The organism is Corynebacterium tuingiense, from assembly GCF_046718165.1.
In the GTDB taxonomy this organism is placed as follows: Bacteria; Actinomycetota; Actinomycetes; order Mycobacteriales; family Mycobacteriaceae; genus Corynebacterium.
The window spans coordinates 791174-809800 of sequence record NZ_CP177101.1 but is presented as its reverse complement, the minus strand read 5'-3'; the positions used below and the strand labels follow the sequence as shown (position 1 = coordinate 809800).

Genomic DNA, 18627 nt, shown 5'->3' with positions numbered 1-18627 from the left:
TAAGGCATAGCAAAAGCGCGGTGGCCTTCCCTTTTCATTGGGACTGGCCACCGCGCTGTGTGTATCTAGCGGGACGTTACCGCGCTAGTTCATCACCGGCGCCCATTCCGGGCCGGTTTCGCCGAGCTCTGGATCCAGCTTGGAAATCAGCGGCTTCGGTTTTGCCAAGGTAGTACCTGGTGCCACCTGGATGCGCTCCCACTTGGCCTGCTGCTGGGTGTAGTCACCCATAATGACAGGATATTCGTGGTTTTCTGGGGGAAGCCCCGCGCCCACGAGCTCAACCGGGATATCGTCCTTGACCTCGCGCACCTCAGGCTGCGCGGCCCATTCGCCGGTGCGGCCCAAGGTCTCGTGCACCTTCTGCGCGGTAAACGGCAGGAACGGGGTGAGCATGACGTTGCAGTCAGACACGACCTGCAGAGCGGTCCACAAAACGGTGGCCAGGCGTTCGCGCTGGGTTTCATCCTTGGCCAACTTCCACGGCTCCTGGGAGGCGATATACGCATTCGCCTCGCCCACCACGTGCATGATGGAGACGATGGCCTGCTTAAACTTGGATTGCTCCAGCAGGTTACCGGCGGTGGTAAAGGTCTCCTCCGCCAGCTGCAAAATGGCCTCGTCGCGCTCCTCTAGGGCCGCCGGGACCGGAACCTCTCCAAAGTTCTTGTGCGCCATGGACACGGTGCGGTTGACCAGGTTGCCCCAGCCATTGGCCAACTCATTATTGACGCGGCGCACGAATTCATCCCATGTAAAGTCCGCGTCGTTGTTTTCGGGACCAGCCACGGCGATGAAGTAGCGCAGCGGATCCGGGCCAAACTCCGCCAGGAAGTCTTTAACGTAGATCACCACGCCCTTGGAGGAGGAGAACTTGGAGCCGGACATCGTCAAGTATTCCGAGGAGACGATTTCCGTGGGCAGGTCCAGCTCGCCGTACTGGTGCAGCTCGCCGCCCTTCGAGCCTTTGCCCGCATAGCCCAGCAATTCCGCCGGCCAGATCTGCGAGTGGAAGGTGATATTGTCCTTGCCCTGGAAGTAGTAATGACGGGTTTCTGGGTCCTGCCAGAATTCCTTCCACGCCTCCGGCTGGCCGGTGCGGTGCGCCCACTCGATGGAGGCGGACAGGTAGCCCACGACGGCGTCGAACCACACGTATAGTTTCTTCGCGTTATTGTCCTGCCAGCCTTCCACCGGAATGGGAATGCCCCAGTCAATATCGCGGGTCATGGTGCGCGGGCGCATGTCCTCCAGCAGGTTGAGGGAGAACTTTAGCACGTTCGGGCGCCAATCCTCGCGGGTGGAAAGCCACTTTTGCAGCTCGTCCTTTAGGGACGGCAGATCCAGCAAAAAGTGCTCGGTCTCCACGAACTGCGGCGTTTCGCCGTTGATCTTGGACACTGGGTCAATCAGGTCTACCGGGTCCAGCTGGTTGCCGCAGTTATCGCACTGGTCACCGCGGGCGCCATCGGCACCACAAATGGGGCACGTGCCTTCGATATAGCGGTCCGGCAGCGTGCGGCCGGTGGACGGAGAGATTGCCCCCTTTGTGGTCTCTTTTAGCATGTAGCCGTTCTCATTGAGACCCTTGAACAGCTCCTGCACCACCGAATAGTGGTTGCGGGTGGTAGTGCGGGTAAAAAGGTCATAGGACAGGCCGAGGTTGGCCAGATCGTTGACGATCTGGCGGTTATAGCGGTCTGCGAGTTCGCGGACGGATACGCCCTCCTTATCGGCTTGGACCAGCAACGGGGTGCCGTGCTCGTCCGTACCGGAGACCATGAGTACGTTGCGGCCGCGCATTCGCTGGAAGCGGGCGAATACGTCAGAGGGAACGCCAAAGCCAGCCACGTGACCGATGTGGCGCGGGCCATTGGCATATGGCCAGGCAACATTTACTACTAAAGACTCAGTCATGGAGTCCAGTTTATCGAAGCACCTGCACGAACACACGTTGAGGGCACATTACCCCAACCACCGAAAAGCGCCCGCCTCCTTCCCATCTCTGGGAAAGCGGCGGGCGCTGCTACCGAAGGCGGTAGATACTTTATCTACTTGCGCTTCATCGGGTTCTTCAAACGCTCGTTGCGGCGCTTCTTGAGCTCCTGCGTGCGCTGGTAGTCGCGGTGCAAACGGCGCTCGCGGGCCATCTTGCGCTGGAACTGTTGCGCCTCGCGGTACTCAAGGTAAATGATGTCCTGGCTCAAGTCCTTGTAGATGGCGAACATCAAGCCAATGACAATGAACAAGAACGGCAGCGCCGCCACAATGGTGACGTTCTGCAGGTTGGACAGTGCATCCTCATTAACCAAGAGCAGGGTCAAACCAACGGCTGCGGTCAGAGCACCCCACAGGGCAGATAGCCACGGCTTCGCGGTTGCGGCACCATTCTGGGTCATCGAACCCATCACGGTGGAGGCGGAGTCTGCTGAGGTAATGAAGAAGGTGGACAGCAAGATGACTGCGACGACGCCGGCAATGAAGCCACCGGGCAGGTTGTGCAGGAGGTTAAACAGCTCTACCTCGGCAGATTCGCCGGTAATGGATTCGCCGTTTTGCTCCATGTGGATTGCGGTGCCGCCGAAGATAGCGAACCACAGGGTAGAAACGCCGGCTGGGATGAGCAGGACGCCCAAGCAGAACTCGCGGACGGAACGGCCACGGGAAATGCGCGCCAAGAACATACCCACGAATGGGGACCAGGAGACCCACCATGCCCAGTAGAAGATGGTGTAGCCAGACAGCCACTCACCGGCGGTGCCGTTCTCGGACTCTGCGGTACGGCCGATCATCTCGGTGAAGTAGTTGAAGTAGTTACCAATGGAACCCGGAATCTGGTTCAGGATGGTCACGGTTGGGCCCAAGATGAACACGAAGATGGCCAGCACCGCAGCCAAGACCATGTTGGCGTTGGACACGTACTGAATACCCTTGCCCACACCGGAAAGTGCGGACAGCAAGAAGGCCAGGGTCAAGACCAAGACAATGCCGATAACCACGGACTGGGTTGGGTTATCGATGATGCCGGAAGCTTCCAGGCCTGCCTGAATCTGCAGCGCGCCCAGACCCAGGGAGCAAGCGGTACCGAAGACGGTGGCGAAGATGGACAGGATGTCAATGAACTTGCCCAATCCGCCGTTGGCGCGGCGCTCACCGATGAGTGGCACGAAGGTCTGGCTTAGCAGCTGCTTGCGGCCGATGCGGTAGGTCGAGTACGCGATGGCCAAACCAACAATGGCGTAAACAGCCCAGGGGTGCAGCGTCCAGTGGAACATGGCGTAGGCCATGGACGAGCCCACGTTTTCCGTTCCTTGGCCGGGCGTACCGTCGCGGTAGTTCGCCAGCGGCTCGGAAGCACCGTAGAACATGAGGCCAATGCCCATACCCGCAGCGAACATCATGGCGATCCACGAAGGCGTGGAAAACTCCGGTTCCTCGTTAATGTGGCCCAACTTGATGGAGCCAAACTTAGAGGAAGCGATAAAGATGACGAAGGCCACGAAGACGGTGCCAAAGAGCACGTAAGCCCAACCGAACTTATCGACGACCCACGTCAGTGCCGCGGAAGAAAAGTCCGCGAAGTTATCCGGGGCGGCAAGGCCCCAGATAACGATGGCGGCAACGAGAACACCCGCAATACCCATGATGGTCCAGTCAATCGGGATATTATCGCGGTCCGCAGCAACTTCGATTTCTGGGTCGTCATACTCTTCGGGGTGGAACCCCTCAGAGTTGATCATGTCCTGGATCTGGCTCGTCGCCGTCTGTTCGTCCAGCGCCTCTTCTACCGTTTGATAATCCTCAATCGGCTGATCGCTCGAAGCAGTAGAAGTGGTCCCAGCAGGCGCTTCGCCGGGCCCCTTCCCTTCTTCGGGCACGCCAGTGCCGTTATTTTCAGTATTAGTCATGCTCTCTACAGTGGTGTTACGCCCCCAATTTTTCAAACCTTTTTGTTAACAAAACCCCAGCTTATGCACATTTTTGAGCATTTCCTTAATGCTTCCTGCACACTTATAAGCCGCATATCCCCACGTAGATGGCCTTTAAGCGCCACACGCCCGAGCAAGATAACGATTTGATAACATATATAGAAGCGTGAAACCTCCTTCTAGCACGGCCAATTGTGACCGTTTATACAGCGCATAGAAATAACCTGCGGACGGCTCAACAAGAGCTCAAATAGCGGGCGCTCAGCGGGCATCCAACGCGGCATCATAAAGCTCCCGATTGGACACCCCAGTCCCCTTGGCAGCCTGCTTGCAGGCGTCTTTCAAGCGCATGCCGGCCTCGGCAAGCTCCAAGGCTTGCGGGACCAAGTCTGCGGCGGTCACAGCAGCGGCGGTTCCGCCTTCGATGACCACGGTAATTTCGCCCTTCACGCCCTCGCTTGCCCATTCGGCCAGCTCTGCTAGGCAACCGCGGCGCACCTCCTCGTACGTCTTGGTCAGCTCGCGGCATACCGCGGCGGGGCGATCGGCGCCGAGGACCTGGGCGGCATCGGCAAGCGTATCGGCGATGCGGTGGGGAGATTCAAAAAATACGATGGCGCGCTTTTCATTGCGCAGCGATTCCAGCCACGCCTTTCGCGGGCCGGGCTTGCGCGGCGGGAATGCATCGAAGAGGAAGTGGCCCACGCCCAAGCCAGACAAGGCAAGCGCCGTGGGCACCGCCGAAGGACCCGGAAAACACGTCACGGGGATATCGCGCTCGGCGGCCGCGGCCACCAGTGACAGACCGGGATCGGAGATGATTGGCATGCCGGCATCGGTGACCACGAGGACGGTGCCGTGCTGGGCGGCATCGATAAGCTGCTGCGCACGCGCCTGCTCATTGTGGTCGAAGTTGGACACCACAGAGCCGGAAATTTCGATGCCCAGGGCCTGCGCCAGGTTGCGCACGCGGCGGGTATCTTCGGCGGCGATGACATCCGCATGCGCCAATGCCTGCATCAGGCGCGCAGAGGCATCACCGACATTCCCCAAGGGCGTGGCGGCGAGGATAACGCCGCGCGGAAGTGGTTCCAGACCTAAAGCTGACATGCCTCTAGCATTCCACATTCTCCTATGCGCCCGCGCGAAGGCTCGTGGCCTAAACTCTTCTTCGTGACTATTGCTACCGCTGCCCCCGCTAGCTCACCGCGCACCCCGCATAACCGCGTGATCCCGCCGGCACCGCGTACCTATACGTGGGGCAAGGCCGATTGGATTAGCACCGGCATCATCGCCGTTCTCGCGCTGATTACCCGGTTTGTGGGGCTTACCGCGCCGGTATCCCAAGGCACGCCCGTCTTCGATGAAAAGCACTATGTCCCCCAGGCCTGGGACATGGTCAAAAGCTGGGATAACTTATTCATCGGCGGCATCGAGACCAACCCAGGCTTTGGGCTCGTGGTTCACCCGCCGCTGGGCAAACAGATCATTGCCATTTCAGAATGGGTCTTTGGTTATACCCCGCTGGGCTGGCGCTTGATGACGGCCCTCTTCGGCGTCGCCACCGTCCTGATGACCATGGCTCTGGCCCGCCGGCTGTCCTTTTCCTGGCAGGTGGCCACCTTTGCCGGCATTTTGGCCGTCTGCGATGGCGTCCTCTTGGTCTCCGCGAAGTTTGGCATGCTGGATATCTTCCAGGTCTTTTTCATCGTCGCCGCAGCCTGGGCACTGGCCCGCGATCATCAACAAATGCGCGAGCGTCTGCACAACGCCCTGCTGAGCGACGGGATGGGCACCTCCCCCTTCGGGCCGCGTTTTGGCTTCCGGTGGTGGCGCTTTACCGCCGGCGTCTTCTTAGGACTGTCGCTCGCCGTGAAGTGGTCTGGGCTGTACTACATCATGTTCTTCGGCCTGCTCTGCGTCTTTAGTGACCTCGCATTGCGCCGCAAGTACGGAATCCGCCGCTACATCGTGGGCACGCTCATTCGCGATACGCCCGCGGCACTGGCCTCCCTGGTGGCCGTGCCAGTAATGATTTATGTGTGGAGCTGGCGGGCGTGGTTCGCCTCAGAAACCGCGGTCTACCGGCACGCCAAAGTGGATGGGACCATCGGGGAAGACTCCTGGCTCATGCACTTACCAGAATCCGTGGCCGGCTGGTTTTATTACCACTTATCCGTATTAGATTTTCACGCCAGCTTGACCTCTTCCGGTGGCCACCACCACCCGTGGGATTCCAAGCCGTGGGCATGGCTGGCCGGGGCCCGGCCCATTTTGTACTACTCCAGCACGGATCTGGAATGCAGCGGCGGTGGCGAATGCCGCAAGATGCTCTACCTCTTTGGCACCCCGGCGATCTGGTGGCTGGTGGTCCCCGCAGTGCTTTGGGGGCTGTGGTCCCTTATCATCCGCCGCAACCGCGCCTTCCTCATTCCCCTCGTGGGCTTCGCGGCCGGATTCCTGCCATGGCTGGCGGCCTTTGACCGGCAGATGTACTTCTTTTATGCCACCGCGTTTATCCCGTTTGTCATCGTGCTTCTCGCCCTCACGCTAGGCCAAATGGTCGGACGCGGTAAGCCCATCAAGTGGCAGTGGATAACGCGCATCGCTGGCGGGCCGATGCGGCGGGGAACATTTGCCGCCGCCTGCTACCTCGCGCTGGTGGTCGCGATGTTCTTCTACTTCGCGCCCATCTTGTACGGCTTCATCATCCCGGAATCGTGGTACCAATCCATGATGTGGTTGCCCAGCTGGAAATAGCTCGCAGAACCTCGTTCGCCTTAGTGCGGCTGCGCGTTTAGGGATTTCCACCACGCGCGCACCAGGTAGCCCTTCTCGGCAGCCCACGCCCAGGCCAGACTAATGGTCGACAGCGCGGTAGCGATGAGCAAATAGACCTGTTCCATGGTGACGGTGCCGAGCGCAATATCGCGCACGCCAAAGCCAAAAAGAAATGCAAACATCGTGGCGGATACCGGGAAAAGCCCGGTCACAGAGGCTGGGCGCCAGGCGCTCCACAGCAGGCCACACGCCATGCCAAAGCGCACGGCCGCGCCTTCCATCAGCAGGTTGGCGCGGTCTGGATCGGCCGAAGGATCCAGCACCGAACCCTCTGTGCCCAGCGGCACGAGGCCGGAAGCGCGCACCACTTGTACGATGGCCCACACCGCAAAAACGAGTCCCATGACTACCAAGGCACTGCGTGCCACCGTGAGGTTGGCCTGCCTGGCGCTCGATGCCCGCTTCCACTCCGGTTCTACCCCGGCGAGGATCACCTCAGAAAGATCCGTCGGCGGCGACATGCCGGAATCCGCCGGTTCCACGAAACTTAAGGAACGCGATAGCGCCGCTGCCTTATCGCGAAACGCTCGGCACTCCGCGCAGTGTTCTAGGTGGGCGTCGATGACGTCTGCGGAAAGCTCCGCTTCTTCGCCATCCAGCTGGGCGGAAATCGCCGCTTGCACTTGGCTATGCGTCAACATTGCTTAACGCCCTATCCAAGCTCGCCCGGCCAGAACCAAAAATAACGATCATTATGAGGGACATGCACAGCACCAAGGGGTACTCGATGCCACCGTCGCCGGCAAAGAGGCCATTTCCCCAGTGCACGAAGTACAGCGCGCCCACCATGTCCACGGCCAGCGCCGCAGCGGCAAAGGTGGTTAACAAACCAATGACGAGGAAGGCGCCACCCACCATCTCCCCGATTGCGGCGGCATAACCGGCTATCTGTGGCTGCGGGATGCCGAGGGCAGAAAACTGCCCAACCGTCTCATCCATTCCGTCCATGAACATCTTGTCCACGCCGTGCGCAATAAAGATGAGCCCGAGGACCAACCGAAAAAGCAGCAACGCGGCATCACGAACGGCAGGTCTATTCATGGTCAATAGACTACATCGAATGCCCACCCCAACGCGAAGACACCGCCGCCCCACGCCCTGAGCTCGCAATTTCACCATCTGGCGAGGTACACACTGCATCCCACCCGCAATCGCTGCTTCAATGGAGAAAGACAAGGAAAATAGGCACAACACACCAATAGGAGAACCATCCATGGACACTGACACCACCACCGAAGAACGCACCCCGCTGGCCTATGACGAGCACGGAGTAGCCCGCACGCCGTGGGCCGTGACGTCGTCGCTATTGACGGATTATTACGACACCGAATGGGGCCTTCCCATTAGGGACGAGGCCGGCCTATTTGAGCGCCTGAGCCTGGAGTCCTTCCAGTCTGGGCTGTCTTGGGCCGTGGTATTAAAAAAGCGCCCCGCCTTCCGCAAGGCCTTTTGCCACTTCGATCCGGAAAAGGTCGCGGAATTCGGCGAGGCCGAGGTGGAGCACTTGCTTGCCGATGCCACCATTATCCGCAACGAAACCAAGATCCGCGCCACCATTAATAATGCGAAGGCCACCATTAAACTGCGCGAAGAGGGTGGCTTAGCGGATTTCATTTGGAGCTTTCAGCCCACAGAAAATATCTACCCCGAGGTCATGGAGGATATTCCGAACAAGAGCCCAGAATCGCAGGCCATGTCGCGGGAATTGAAAAAGGCCGGTTTTAAGTTCGTGGGGCCGGTGACCTGCTTTGCGCTCATGGAGGCAATAGGGATGGTCGATACCCATCTCTTGGGCTCCCACCGCCGGGCTACCTCCGGTGTATGGCCGGAGGAAACCGAAAAGCTCCACGGAAGCGAGGGCGCAGCCGGCTAATTAACCTGCGCGGCGAGCGGCTAGGTCATCGCGGCGCCCTACCCCACTGGGCCCGGCGTGCGGGCCATCAAAGTCGCCATCTTCATCATCGCTGTAGCTTAAGGGAAGGTGCTCAAAGTCGGGGCTTTCATCATCGATTTCGACGACGACCGCACCCGGGCGGCGCAGGTTGCGGGGGATCTTCAATGCCTCATCATCGGTATTGTGAACGCCCAACCGCGCCCGGCGCAGGTGCTTTACCCGGCGGCGCAAAAGTGCTTGTTCTTGCCGGACTTGCGCGCGCAGCGCCACCAGGTAGGTCCCAGTCAGGATGCCGACGATGCCTGCCAGCCACCAAGTCCATCCACCGGCCACAATGCCCAGGGCCACGGTGAGGACCACTGCGATGGCTAGGCCGATGAGCGTGCGCTGGCGGCGCTGGTAGCGGGTAGCGGACTTCTCCTTTTCCGCTACTGGGTCCCAACCACCGCGGCCAAGGCGCCGCTGAGCAAATGCCACCTCGTCCTCGGAAAGGTCCGTATTCAACGCCGCGTCCTCAGCACCCTGGGCACTGTACTCATCTGCTTCCGCCGATTCCTCTGCTGCGCCTTCGGATTCAGACTCTGCGGAGTCGGTTTCTGCGGAGTCCGGTTGTTCTGCATCAATGACTGGGGCGGGGTCCACCGCGCCCGGATACATCAGGTCAACCGGGGAGGTATAGGTCTCGTCATAGTCATACGCGTCTTCTGCAATGTCCGCTGCCACCGGCGCGGTGAAGGACTCGGTGGAATTGGCAACCACATCGCCGCGGCGGCCCTTGCGCTTTGCACCGCCTGCTTCCTCGCCGGCGCGCTCGTCATCATCGAGCAAGACATCATCGACATCGTCCGTGTTCACATCTGCATCGTCGGAGTCCCTAGACGTACGCGCGCTATCGGCGGGAGTGGTGGCATTGGTCGCATCGGTGGTATCAGCGGCAGCGGCTGGAACCGCGGATTCCTCAATGACTTCACCCTCGATGGTCTCTGCCGTCTCCTCAGTTGGGGTGGCGTGCCCATTGCGCGCGTCCGCTTCGTTCTCATCGGCGGCGGAGCGGAATGCGCGGCCACCAACGCCGAAGGGTTGCGCCCGGGCGCGGCGGGCAGCACCGGCGATGGTCCGCGACTGTGCGCGGGAAGCGCGGTCCTCTACTTCTTCCTCGATCAGCACGTCATCGACGTCTGCCTCGCGGTCCGAGTCCTCCGTGGAAGCGGATACGACCTCGTAGTCTTGATCCTCATCCGACGCACTGCGGTGGATATCATCGGCGCGCAGGCGCGGGCGGCGGCGGCCGGCGACATTGCCGGAATCGCCGGAAAAGAGCACGCGGGTATCCTCAAAGGCCTCTCCGGTATGGCTCATCGGGCGATTGCTCCTGCCCAATAGCCACGGCGCGAGCACGAAGAGCCACACCACGATGATTGCAATAACTGGCACAGCTGTGGACACGACTTAAGGACCTTCCCTTGGGGTGCATATGATTACTCCACTGTAATCGCTAAAACCGCACTTTAGGGGCCACAGAAGCCGTAAATTACAATGTTGTTACTTATGTGAAAACTGAGAAAGCATTCCCCGGAATTAAGGATGCTTTTCACACCAAACGCCCAGCTTGGCGCAGCCGCTCAACCGCTGTGGATGCAAAATCTTCCTTGACTAAGGCCACGAAATGGTGATCCCGCCAGGCGCCATCGATATGCAGGTTGCGGCGCAAAAATCCCTCGGAGCGAAAACCGTTGGCCTCCAGCACGCGCCCGGAGGCGGGGTTTTGTTCCAAGTAGGTTGCGGTCACTCGGTGCAGGCCTACCCGCCCAAAGGCATGGTCCACGCCCAAGGCCGTGGCCGCGGTGGCAACGCCCGCGCCCTGCACGGCGGAATAAACCCAATAGCCAATCCAACAGTCCTGGATGCTGCCGTGCTGGATATTGCCGAGTGTTACCTGGCCGGCGAACTTTCCCTCGAGCTCAATGGCCAGGGGGATCACCTGCGCATCGCGCGCGGAGTTGCGCAGAAAAATGAGGTAATTCCACCAGGCCTGCGAGCTGTGCGCTTCTGCCCAGGTGGTCGCTTGGGTCGGTTCCACCGGCCGGAGCAATGGTTCGTCCTCAATGCGCTGGCGCCGCCACTCGGGGCCATCCGAGCGCAGCAATGGTCGCAGCCGCAACCGGCCGCCAGACGGCAGTGCCCCTGAGGAAGGAAGCTGCACCGTCGGCGTCGCCTCCGGCCAACCGGGGTGCAGATCATCAGTGGGCCCGGTAACTGGATGGCGCAGCTTCGCCGCGGCGGTACCGAAAGGGTCAAGCATTAGCTGCGCTGGGTGAGGAATAAGACGTCAACAACGTCACCCGGGCGGATCTCGGTGACTTCCTCTGGCACTCGAATCATTGCATTGGCCTCAGAGAGTCCTGCCAGAAGGTGGGCCGGCGCGCCGGTCGCTCCGCCAAGGCCCTCGACCAGGTAATCGGCGGTTTCGGCATCGCGCATCAAGCGGGCGCGGATGAAACCACGGCGCCCAGGGCGGGAATCAATGTGGTTCAGTGCGCGGGCCCGGACCACCCGGCGGTGGGCATTGCGCTTGCCCAGGGCCAGGCGAATCAAGGGGCGAATGTATATTTCGAAAATAACCAGCGACGATACCGGGTTCGAGGGAAGGAGGAACGTAGGGATGCGCTCATCTCCTACCAGCCCAAAGCCTTGCACGGATCCTGGGTGCATGGCCACGCGGGAAGTATCGATATCGCCGATTTCTGCCAGGATCTCCCGGATCTGTTCGGCACCGGCACCACCAACGGCACCGGTGATGACGAGCGCCTCGCTGCGCGTGATGTGGGTTTCTAGCACTTCCCGGATGCGGCGGGGTTCGCCTTCGGCAATGCCCACGCGGACCACGTCCGCCCCCGCTTCTTTTGCGGCGGCGGCCAAGGAGTAGGAGTTCACGTCAAAGACTTGGCCCAGGCCCGGTTCCTTGTCCACATCGACGAGCTCGCGGCCAAAGGACACGATGGTCACGCGCGGGCGCGGATAGACCAGCACTTTGGAGCGGCCCACCGCGGCCAATAAGCCAATCTGCGCTGGGCCAAGGACGGTGCCGGAGGACACAGCGACATCGCCGGGCTGGATATCATCGCCCACGCGGCGGACGAAGTCGCCCGAGCGCACCGTCCTGTGCGCCGTGATGCGCTTGCGGCCGCGGTCGGTCCACTCGAGGGGTAGGACGGCATCGGCAAGCGTGGGCAAGGGCGCGCCCGTATAGACCCGCACGGCTTGCTTGGGCTGCAAACGCAACGGCTGCTTCGAGCCGGCCGGCACCTCGCCCACCACGGGCAAGGAACGCTCAACCTCTGGTGGGGCGGGCTGCGCGGCGGCGTCATCGGCCTGCTCGGGGGCATCCTCACCCTCGCTGCCTTCTTGGTCCTGATTCTTCGGGCGCCGAACCTTCAACCCGCGCTCGCCACCGATATCAACGGCGCGAACCGCATACCCATCGATGGCCGCCTGGGGAAAGCCCGGTAAAGGCTGATTGGCCTGCACCTGCTCGGCGCACATTAACCCCAGTGCATTAGAAATGCTCATCCGCACCGGCTCCGGGGTCGTCGCCGCATCAGTAACCAGCGCCAACTGGTCATCAACTGAACGCATACGGTCTCTGCCCGCCCTTTCTTATTGCCCTTTTACCTTGCTGCCCTCAACGCACCTGCGCGCGGTGCAAGGTAATTAGTTAAGGCCTTGTTCCGCCTCGAAATCGGACATGATTTGTTTAATAGCTTTATACAGCGCTGGGCCGTATTTTTCATCGCGCAGGCCAAAGTCCACGTTGGCCGGGATATAGCCGCCGGGGTTGCCCAAATCGTGGCGTTTACCCTCGTGGACCACCACGTGAACGGGCTCGCCTTCTTCAATGAGCAGCTCGATGGCATCGGTCAGCTGCAATTCACTACCCTTGCCCGGTTCGATCCGGCGCAGCGCATCAAAGATCTTGCGGTCCAAAAGATAGCGCCCGGTAGCAACCAAGTTAGACGGTGCGTCCTCTGGGTCCGGCTTTTCCACCATGCCAACGACCTTTTTCACGCCCGGCGCGTCAGTATCTTCTACATCAAAAACGCCGTAATTAAACGTCTGCTCCTGCGGCACCGCAAACGCGCACAGCACGCTGCCGCCAAGATCAGCACGAACGCGCGCCATATCCGCCATAACGGTGGCCGGCAATACGATGTCATCCGGCAGCATAACGGCAAAAGAGTCCTCGTCATCCGCCAAGACTTCTTCCGCCAGCCCCACGGCATGGCCCAAGCCCAAGGGCTTTTCTTGCTCTACCGCGATGGGCTCAATGAGCTGGTGAGCGCGGTTGACCTTGGCCACCTGCTCATCCTTGCCGCGGGAATCTAAGGTTTCTACCAGATCCGGAAATTCCGCAAAATGGCGCATTACTTCTTGCTTTTCGGGTGCGGTAATGACCGCAAGCCGGCGCGCGCCCACTGAAGCTGCTTCCTCAGCAATCAATTCAATGCCGGGAGTATCCACAACGGGCAGCAATTCTTTGGGGACGGTTTTCGTGGCGGGCAGAAAGCGGGTGCCCATGCCAGCCGCTGGAACTACAACCGTGGTGATTCCGGAGGCGGAATCTTCGCGTTCATTAGCCATGGATCTTAGGGTACAACGGCGCACGATTTTCCTGTGTAGCGCTACGCCACGGACGCTATTATTTATTTATGCCTTCTTCCAGCGATATCAAAGAGCAACTGCGCACCCGCCTGCTTCGCAAGCGCCGCAGCCTCACCGCCGATGAGCGCGCGGAATGGACCACTGCCCTGCGCGAGCAGTTAGAGCCCGAGCTTTCCGGCGTATCGAGCGTCGCTGCCTATTGGCCGCTGGGCGCAGAGCCAGGCGGGGCGGATTTCATCCCGTGGCTTTCCCGCCGCGTCGACCGCGTATTATTGCCCATCACCTGCGGCAATGGCGTTTTGAACTGGGCAGATTACAAGGGCCCGCACAGCATGCAGCCTGGTCAGTTGGGCATTTCCGAGCCGGCTGGTCCGCGTTTTGATAGCCGAGTGCTGTGCGGTTGCGATCTGATTTTGGCCCCCGCCATGGCCATCGATGCGGCCGGAAACCGCCTGGGCAAGGGCGGCGGCTACTACGACCGCGCGCTTTCCTTGGTGCCGCGCAACCACCCCGCGGTACTCGCCATGGTCTACCCTACCGAGTTTCTTGACTCTATCCCGGCTACAGCCCGCGATCGCCGCGTCGAGGCCGTGGCCACCGCCGCAGGAATCCACCGCTTTTCTTCCTAAACGCGGGGAACCACGCAGGCGGTAGCGCAGTCTAATTGTGCATGGCTCATTCTCCGTCACCGCGAATCTCTCAATTCTTTCGCACTCTTCGCACCCCTGGCCACCGCCGCGGCGTGCTCGTGCGCCGCGTCATCGCGCTGGTCCTGCTCGTTGCCGCGCTGGTTTCCGCGATTTCCAGGGCGAAGGAACTGCCGCAGGTGCTGGTCTTTAGCCACGATCTGCCCGCCGGCGCGGAGCTTTCCGCCTCCGATGTTTCCCTCGAGCGCCTGCCTTCTTCTTCCATACCTAGCAGCGCGCTTGCCGATGCCCCCTCCGACCTCGCCGGCCGCATCATCACCGCCGCCGCGGGCAAGGGTGAGGTAGTCACCAGCAAGCGGCTCCTAGGCCAAGAGTTGGTGTCTAGCCTCGTCGCGAACTCGGGATCGGAGGATTCTGCGGGAGGCAGCTCTGGCCGCATGATCCCTGTAAAACTTGCCGATCCAGACATCATTCCCCACCTACAGCACGGCGATACCGTCGACATCGTCACGGCAAGCAATGCCACCGATTCCCAGCCCGCGACCGCCCGCGTCATCGCCTCCGGCGCCCGGGTGGTCTCCACCACCACCGCGGAGGGCGAAGTTTCTTCTGCCACCGTCTTGCTCGCACTTCCTAATGAGCATGCCAATGACGTGGCCGCGGCCTCTTTAAACCAACCGCTGACCGTGGTCATCGTGGGCGATCGCGCCCAGCCCCAAGCCGTCGATGACGCAGATGCTGCTACTTAAAGACAGCCTGAACCTTTTGCGTAGTGGTGGTCTTTGCAGTACTTATTCCTGATCTATTTCTTCGCCGATTTCGCGATTTCAACAGCTTGGCCGATGTAATTGGCTGGGTTTGTCAAGGCATCAAAGTCCAGCTTTTCCGAAACACCTGCAAGCTTAGAGTGGGCCGCGCAAAACTCTTCCAGGCTGGTACCGTTCTCTCTATTTTCTCGGGCGAATTCCTGAAGAGCGTCGTGTGCGGCACTATGACCAATATGCGGAGCCAACTCCATCATGATCCCTTCAGTCATCAATGAGACACCCGCGCTTTTTACATTGTCTTCTAATGCTTGTGCATCAAAACGCAAGCGAGGAAAGAGCTGGCCCAACTTTTCCAGCGCTCCATCGACGGCAACAAAGATTTGTGGAATCAGGTTGCGGTGGATCTCGGATTGGCGGTGGTCGCGTTCAAAGGTGGCCGGCGCTTGCGTGAGCATGTTTGCCGCCATGCCACAAGCCATGCTGGCTCCCACGGAAATTTTCATTGTGGCAAAGGGATTAAGTTTTTGCGGCATGGTGGACGAACCGGAAGTATGTGCATCCATCTCCTCGCGGGCCTCGACCAAATCGGATTGCTGCATAGCGAAGAGATCCTCTGCAATCTTGGCCAGACTTTGCCCCAAGGTAGCCACGGTCGTCACAAGCTCTGTCATTGTATCCGAGCTCGCATGCCAAGAAACCGGTTGATAAACCAGTTCCAATTCTTTGGCAAGGCGCCGACTTAACTCAGGGCCTTGTTCTCCAAAGGACGCCAGCGTGCCTACAGCACCGGTAAATTGAATCTGTTCCGTGCGCTCGCGCATCGCTTCCAAGCGTTCCCTGCTCCGGCGCAGTTCCGCATTCCACCGCGCGAAGCGCGTACCCAGTGTCGTCGGCAATGCATACTGCCCATTGGTGCGCGCAACCATTAACGTCGTGGCATGCTCGTGAGCAAGTTTGGCGGTAGCTGCAATCACAGCGTTCAGGCGTTCCAGTATTAGGTCAGTCGCTGCCTTGATCTGCAGGGCCCGCGCGGTATCCAAAATATCTTGAGTCGTCGCCCCGAAATGGACCCAACCGCGTTGGTCTTCCGGAACCGCCTCCCGCAGCGCATCTAGGACAGCGACCGAAGGATTGCCAACCCCGCCGCTTTGGGCTTTTTCAATCAGCTCATCACTGGCGACTGCATTATCTGAGATCGCCTCGGCAGCCTCCTGCGGGATGATTCCCATGTGTCCCTGCGTCCGCGCCATTGCCGCTTCAACAGCGAAAATCTTCCGGATAAGTTGTGCTTCTTCCCAGTGGGCTTCCATGTCCGCTGTGACATAGCCTTTCTTCTGAAAAGACGAGTTCAGTGCGCCGATTCCCATGATAAATTCCTTACTTTTTCAGATGTAGGTTGTGACCCCAGAACGTGCTTAGAGCAAGATCAGGCTGGATACGATCATCACGACAAAGCCAACCCCCATTGGAAGGAGGGTGCGGCGAATAAGCTCGGTGGTAGAAATCCCTACGCCACCGGCGACGGAAATGATTACCCCGGAGACCGGAGAAACCGCGCGGAATAAACCACTGGCAAATTCCATTGGGGTAATCACTGCCGCTGCCGAAGCACCGAGCCCACGGCTGACATCAGGCACCAGGCTGGCAAAGGAAGAAAATGCGCCGACACCGGAACCGGTCAGGAACGTCACTAGGCCCACGATCAAGGTGAACATGAGGGTGATGACGATAGCGCCGGCACCGAGTTGCTGGCCTCCATCGATGAGCATGGAAATGGCGCCCGTAGCCGTCAACCCGGTGGCGAAGATTTGCGCTGCGATAATCAATGCGACGATGCCACCAAACATCTTTCCCATACCCGTAAAAAAGGATGTGGCTTGTTCAGTTGCGGTAGCAAAAGAACGATGGCGGATGATTTCGCACAGCATGGCCAATAGCCAGACAATTACGAATGCTCCCACTGTGCTCAGCTCGATGCTGTCATTGACCAAGGGACTGAAGATTATCAACAAGATAATGGGCAGTGCGAGAAATAAGCCATACCACTTCGGGCCTGCTTCGCCAGAACCATCGCCCATGGTGTCGGTTTCCTTGTAGTCTTCCAAATCCCGCTTATCGTAATGCTGCTGCACGAAATAGTGAGTGATAGCAATTGCAATAGCAGTAGGAATGGCCACGATCAGCTGGTACTGAACAAAGTAGACGACTGGGGATAAATCAATGGTTCGCGCCGACAGCACCGAGGTTCCCGATGCCGGCCCCATAGGCAATGCAGAGGCTGACACGATGACCGCGCCTGCTGCTGCGGGGCTTACCCCTACCGCCTTCAGCACTGGAAGCAATAGCACTAGAAGCAAAATAGCGAGCCCAGCAGCGCTGGGGATAAACATAAAAAGCACCACGCCGAGGAAATACGTGAGGATTAGCGTGATGTAGGGGTGTTTGAACTTTGCGATTGGGGCGGCAAGCACCTCGACCAGTGCCTGTGAAGCGCCGATCTTGTTCATATATGCCGAAAAGCCGCCGGCCGCCATAATGATTAGGCCGACGCCTGTTAATTGGCTACCAGCAACTTGTTCGAATATGCCAATGATGTCTAGCCACCGAGATCCGGTGGAGTCTTCCTCATCTAAAACTCCGTAGCCAGCTTTGGCCGCGGTAGAAACTGCAATGAGAATAAACCCGGCAAGCAATAAAATGATGACCGGCTTATGACCTTTAACAAGGAGGTAGCCTGCACCAATGGTGACTGCCAAGGCAAATAGAGCAAGTGCGATATTCATGCTGGGATCCCTTCTGCCCACGCATTAGAATACTGTTATTTTGACAAACAATATTTTTTATATTCCGCTTTCACACTAACACCAAATACCTATACCGCAACCGGTGTGCATTAGTTAACTAAGCAACAATATTGCAGCCTCCATCCCTCCAAGTTGTGAATACTTTTAGCTTGAACTAAACTCCCTGCTTGCTCATGGTTCACGCCCATCCTTATCTACCCCCAGAAAGGTTCGTCTTCTCCCATGCTTAAGGGCTTTAAAGACTTCATTATGCGCGGCAACGTGGTTGAGCTTGCCACCGCAGTCATCATCGGTTCCGCGTTCACGGCAATCGTCACTTCCGTGACGGATTCCATCATTCAGCCGATCATTAACTCCCTCGGCTCCGCCGAGGTCGATGGTTTAGGCTTCCAAATCACCGATAATAAGTCCACCCTCGTAGACTTTGGCGCCGTCATTACCGCCGCGATTAACTTCCTGATCATCGCCGCAGTGGTGTACTTCCTCATTGTGATGCCGCTGAACAAGCTCACTGAAGCCGCTAAGCGCCGCCAGGGTGTGGACCCAGAGGCGCCGGCACCGACCTCGGAAGAACTCTTGGCAGAAATCCGCGATCTTCTGCAGGCCCAGAACGCTGAGGCTGTCACCGCCGCAGATAAGGCACTTGGGGATGCCACTGCAGCCGAGGACACCGATAACTCCACAACTTCTGAGGGCAAGCACAGCCGCCACGACGACTAATCCTTGCTAAGAAGCAGTTAAGCCCGTGTCCACCTTCGCAATGAAGGAGGCCACGGGCTTTTGTTATGACTGTTTCAGCATTTCCTGGCTCGGGACAAGGATGCGCAGACTATTAGCCGTGGTGCGGCGGCTGGTTCTCGCGGTAAAACTCTTCGCCGCGCTCGGCTGCTTGAGCACCGTCGCCTTCCGCCGCGGCATCATCGAGAGTGACGATGCGCTGTGCATCGGCACCTTCTCCACTAGCTAATTCCTGCTCTACTGGGCGGTCCGCGCTGCGGTCATATTCCGACGCATCTGATTGCCTGAATACGCGCCTGCGCTGGCGGCGTGGTTGAGAGGTCATGGCAGTATCTCCACCCCTTTCCT

The 18627-nt window shown here is 59.3% G+C and carries 17 protein-coding genes; 5 read left to right on the top strand and 12 right to left on the bottom strand.

Annotated elements, in window-relative coordinates:
* Positions 1 to 84 precede the first annotated feature (84 nt).
* The 3 genes from metG to rsmI form a co-directional block, all read right to left on the bottom strand.
* Entirely contained in the window at positions 85 to 1917 is a 1833-nt protein-coding gene (gene metG, locus ACLI1T_RS03900) for a methionine--tRNA ligase (protein ID WP_284902126.1), read from the bottom strand.
* Between the two features lie 134 nt (positions 1918 to 2051).
* On the bottom strand, positions 2052 to 3908 hold the full coding sequence (locus tag ACLI1T_RS03895; protein WP_411703073.1) for a BCCT family transporter: 1857 nt from the start codon (positions 3906 to 3908) through the stop codon (positions 2052 to 2054).
* 282 nt (positions 3909 to 4190) lie between these two features.
* Complete coding sequence (gene rsmI, locus ACLI1T_RS03890) at positions 4191 to 5039, bottom strand: 16S rRNA (cytidine(1402)-2'-O)-methyltransferase (protein ID WP_411703072.1); 849 nt, start codon at positions 5037 to 5039, stop codon at positions 4191 to 4193.
* A 24-nt stretch (positions 5040 to 5063) separates the two neighbouring features.
* Here rsmI and ACLI1T_RS03885 point away from each other — a divergent pair, with 24 nt between their 5' ends.
* Entirely contained in the window at positions 5064 to 6689 is a 1626-nt protein-coding gene (locus ACLI1T_RS03885) for a dolichyl-phosphate-mannose--protein mannosyltransferase (RefSeq protein ID WP_411703071.1), read from the top strand.
* A gap of 20 nt (positions 6690 to 6709) precedes the next feature.
* On the opposite strand, the gene ACLI1T_RS03880 is transcribed toward ACLI1T_RS03885, so the two are convergent.
* Together ACLI1T_RS03880 and ACLI1T_RS03875 are read right to left on the bottom strand one after the other, a co-directional pair.
* The gene (locus ACLI1T_RS03880) at positions 6710 to 7411 is read right to left on the bottom strand and encodes a zf-HC2 domain-containing protein (RefSeq protein WP_023025996.1); all 702 of its coding nucleotides are present in this window, start codon (positions 7409 to 7411) and stop codon (positions 6710 to 6712) included.
* Positions 7398 to 7811, bottom strand: a complete 414-nt coding sequence (locus tag ACLI1T_RS03875; RefSeq protein WP_005279936.1) for a DoxX family protein — start codon at positions 7809 to 7811, stop codon at positions 7398 to 7400. The genes ACLI1T_RS03880 and ACLI1T_RS03875 overlap by 14 nt, the downstream gene beginning before the upstream one ends.
* 172 nt (positions 7812 to 7983) lie before the next feature.
* Between ACLI1T_RS03875 and ACLI1T_RS03870 the strand changes: the two genes are divergently transcribed.
* Entirely contained in the window at positions 7984 to 8643 is a 660-nt protein-coding gene (locus ACLI1T_RS03870; protein WP_349852424.1) for a DNA-3-methyladenine glycosylase I, read from the top strand.
* Here the strand turns inward: ACLI1T_RS03870 and glpR are convergent, their stop codons facing one another.
* From glpR to ACLI1T_RS03850, 4 genes are all read right to left on the bottom strand, one after another.
* Positions 8644 to 10110, bottom strand: a complete 1467-nt coding sequence (gene glpR / locus ACLI1T_RS03865) for a gephyrin-like molybdotransferase receptor GlpR (RefSeq protein WP_349867798.1) — start codon at positions 10108 to 10110, stop codon at positions 8644 to 8646.
* Positions 10111 to 10255: 145 nt separating this feature from the next.
* Positions 10256 to 10966: a GNAT family N-acetyltransferase gene (locus ACLI1T_RS03860; RefSeq protein WP_411703070.1), complete on the bottom strand. Its 711-nt coding sequence runs from the start codon at positions 10964 to 10966 to the stop codon at positions 10256 to 10258.
* Positions 10966 to 12300 (bottom strand): gephyrin-like molybdotransferase Glp, encoded by a 1335-nt coding sequence (glp, locus tag ACLI1T_RS03855; RefSeq protein ID WP_023025986.1) that lies wholly within the window; start codon positions 12298 to 12300, stop codon positions 10966 to 10968. Before glp ends, ACLI1T_RS03860 begins: the two co-directional genes overlap by 1 nt.
* Positions 12301 to 12375: 75 nt before the next feature.
* On the bottom strand, positions 12376 to 13302 hold the full coding sequence (locus tag ACLI1T_RS03850) for a UTP--glucose-1-phosphate uridylyltransferase (protein WP_411703069.1): 927 nt from the start codon (positions 13300 to 13302) through the stop codon (positions 12376 to 12378).
* Positions 13303 to 13370: 68 nt separating this feature from the next.
* On the opposite strand from ACLI1T_RS03850, the gene ACLI1T_RS03845 reads away from it, so the two are divergent.
* The gene (locus ACLI1T_RS03845) at positions 13371 to 13952 is read left to right on the top strand and encodes a 5-formyltetrahydrofolate cyclo-ligase (protein ID WP_411703068.1); all 582 of its coding nucleotides are present in this window, start codon (positions 13371 to 13373) and stop codon (positions 13950 to 13952) included.
* Between the two features lie 41 nt (positions 13953 to 13993).
* Positions 13994 to 14719, top strand: a complete 726-nt coding sequence (locus ACLI1T_RS03840) for an SAF domain-containing protein (protein ID WP_349862995.1) — start codon at positions 13994 to 13996, stop codon at positions 14717 to 14719.
* A gap of 53 nt (positions 14720 to 14772) precedes the next feature.
* Here the strand turns inward: ACLI1T_RS03840 and ACLI1T_RS03835 are convergent, their stop codons facing one another.
* Positions 14773 to 16104 carry a lyase family protein gene (locus ACLI1T_RS03835; protein WP_411703067.1) on the bottom strand — a complete coding sequence of 444 codons (1332 nt, stop codon included), beginning with the start codon at positions 16102 to 16104 and terminating at the stop codon, positions 14773 to 14775.
* 48 nt (positions 16105 to 16152) lie between these two features.
* Entirely contained in the window at positions 16153 to 17520 is a 1368-nt protein-coding gene (gene dcuC, locus ACLI1T_RS03830; RefSeq protein WP_349862991.1) for a C4-dicarboxylate transporter DcuC, read from the bottom strand.
* Positions 17521 to 17763: 243 nt separating this feature from the next.
* On the opposite strand from dcuC, the gene mscL reads away from it, so the two are divergent.
* Positions 17764 to 18261 carry a large-conductance mechanosensitive channel protein MscL gene (mscL, locus tag ACLI1T_RS03825; RefSeq protein WP_023025973.1) on the top strand — a complete coding sequence of 166 codons (498 nt, stop codon included), beginning with the start codon at positions 17764 to 17766 and terminating at the stop codon, positions 18259 to 18261.
* 112 nt (positions 18262 to 18373) lie between these two features.
* Here the strand turns inward: mscL and ACLI1T_RS03820 are convergent, their stop codons facing one another.
* A complete protein-coding gene (locus ACLI1T_RS03820) occupies positions 18374 to 18604 on the bottom strand; it encodes a hypothetical protein (protein WP_349862989.1) in 231 nt (76 codons plus the stop codon).
* Positions 18605 to 18627: the final 23 nt, after the last annotated feature.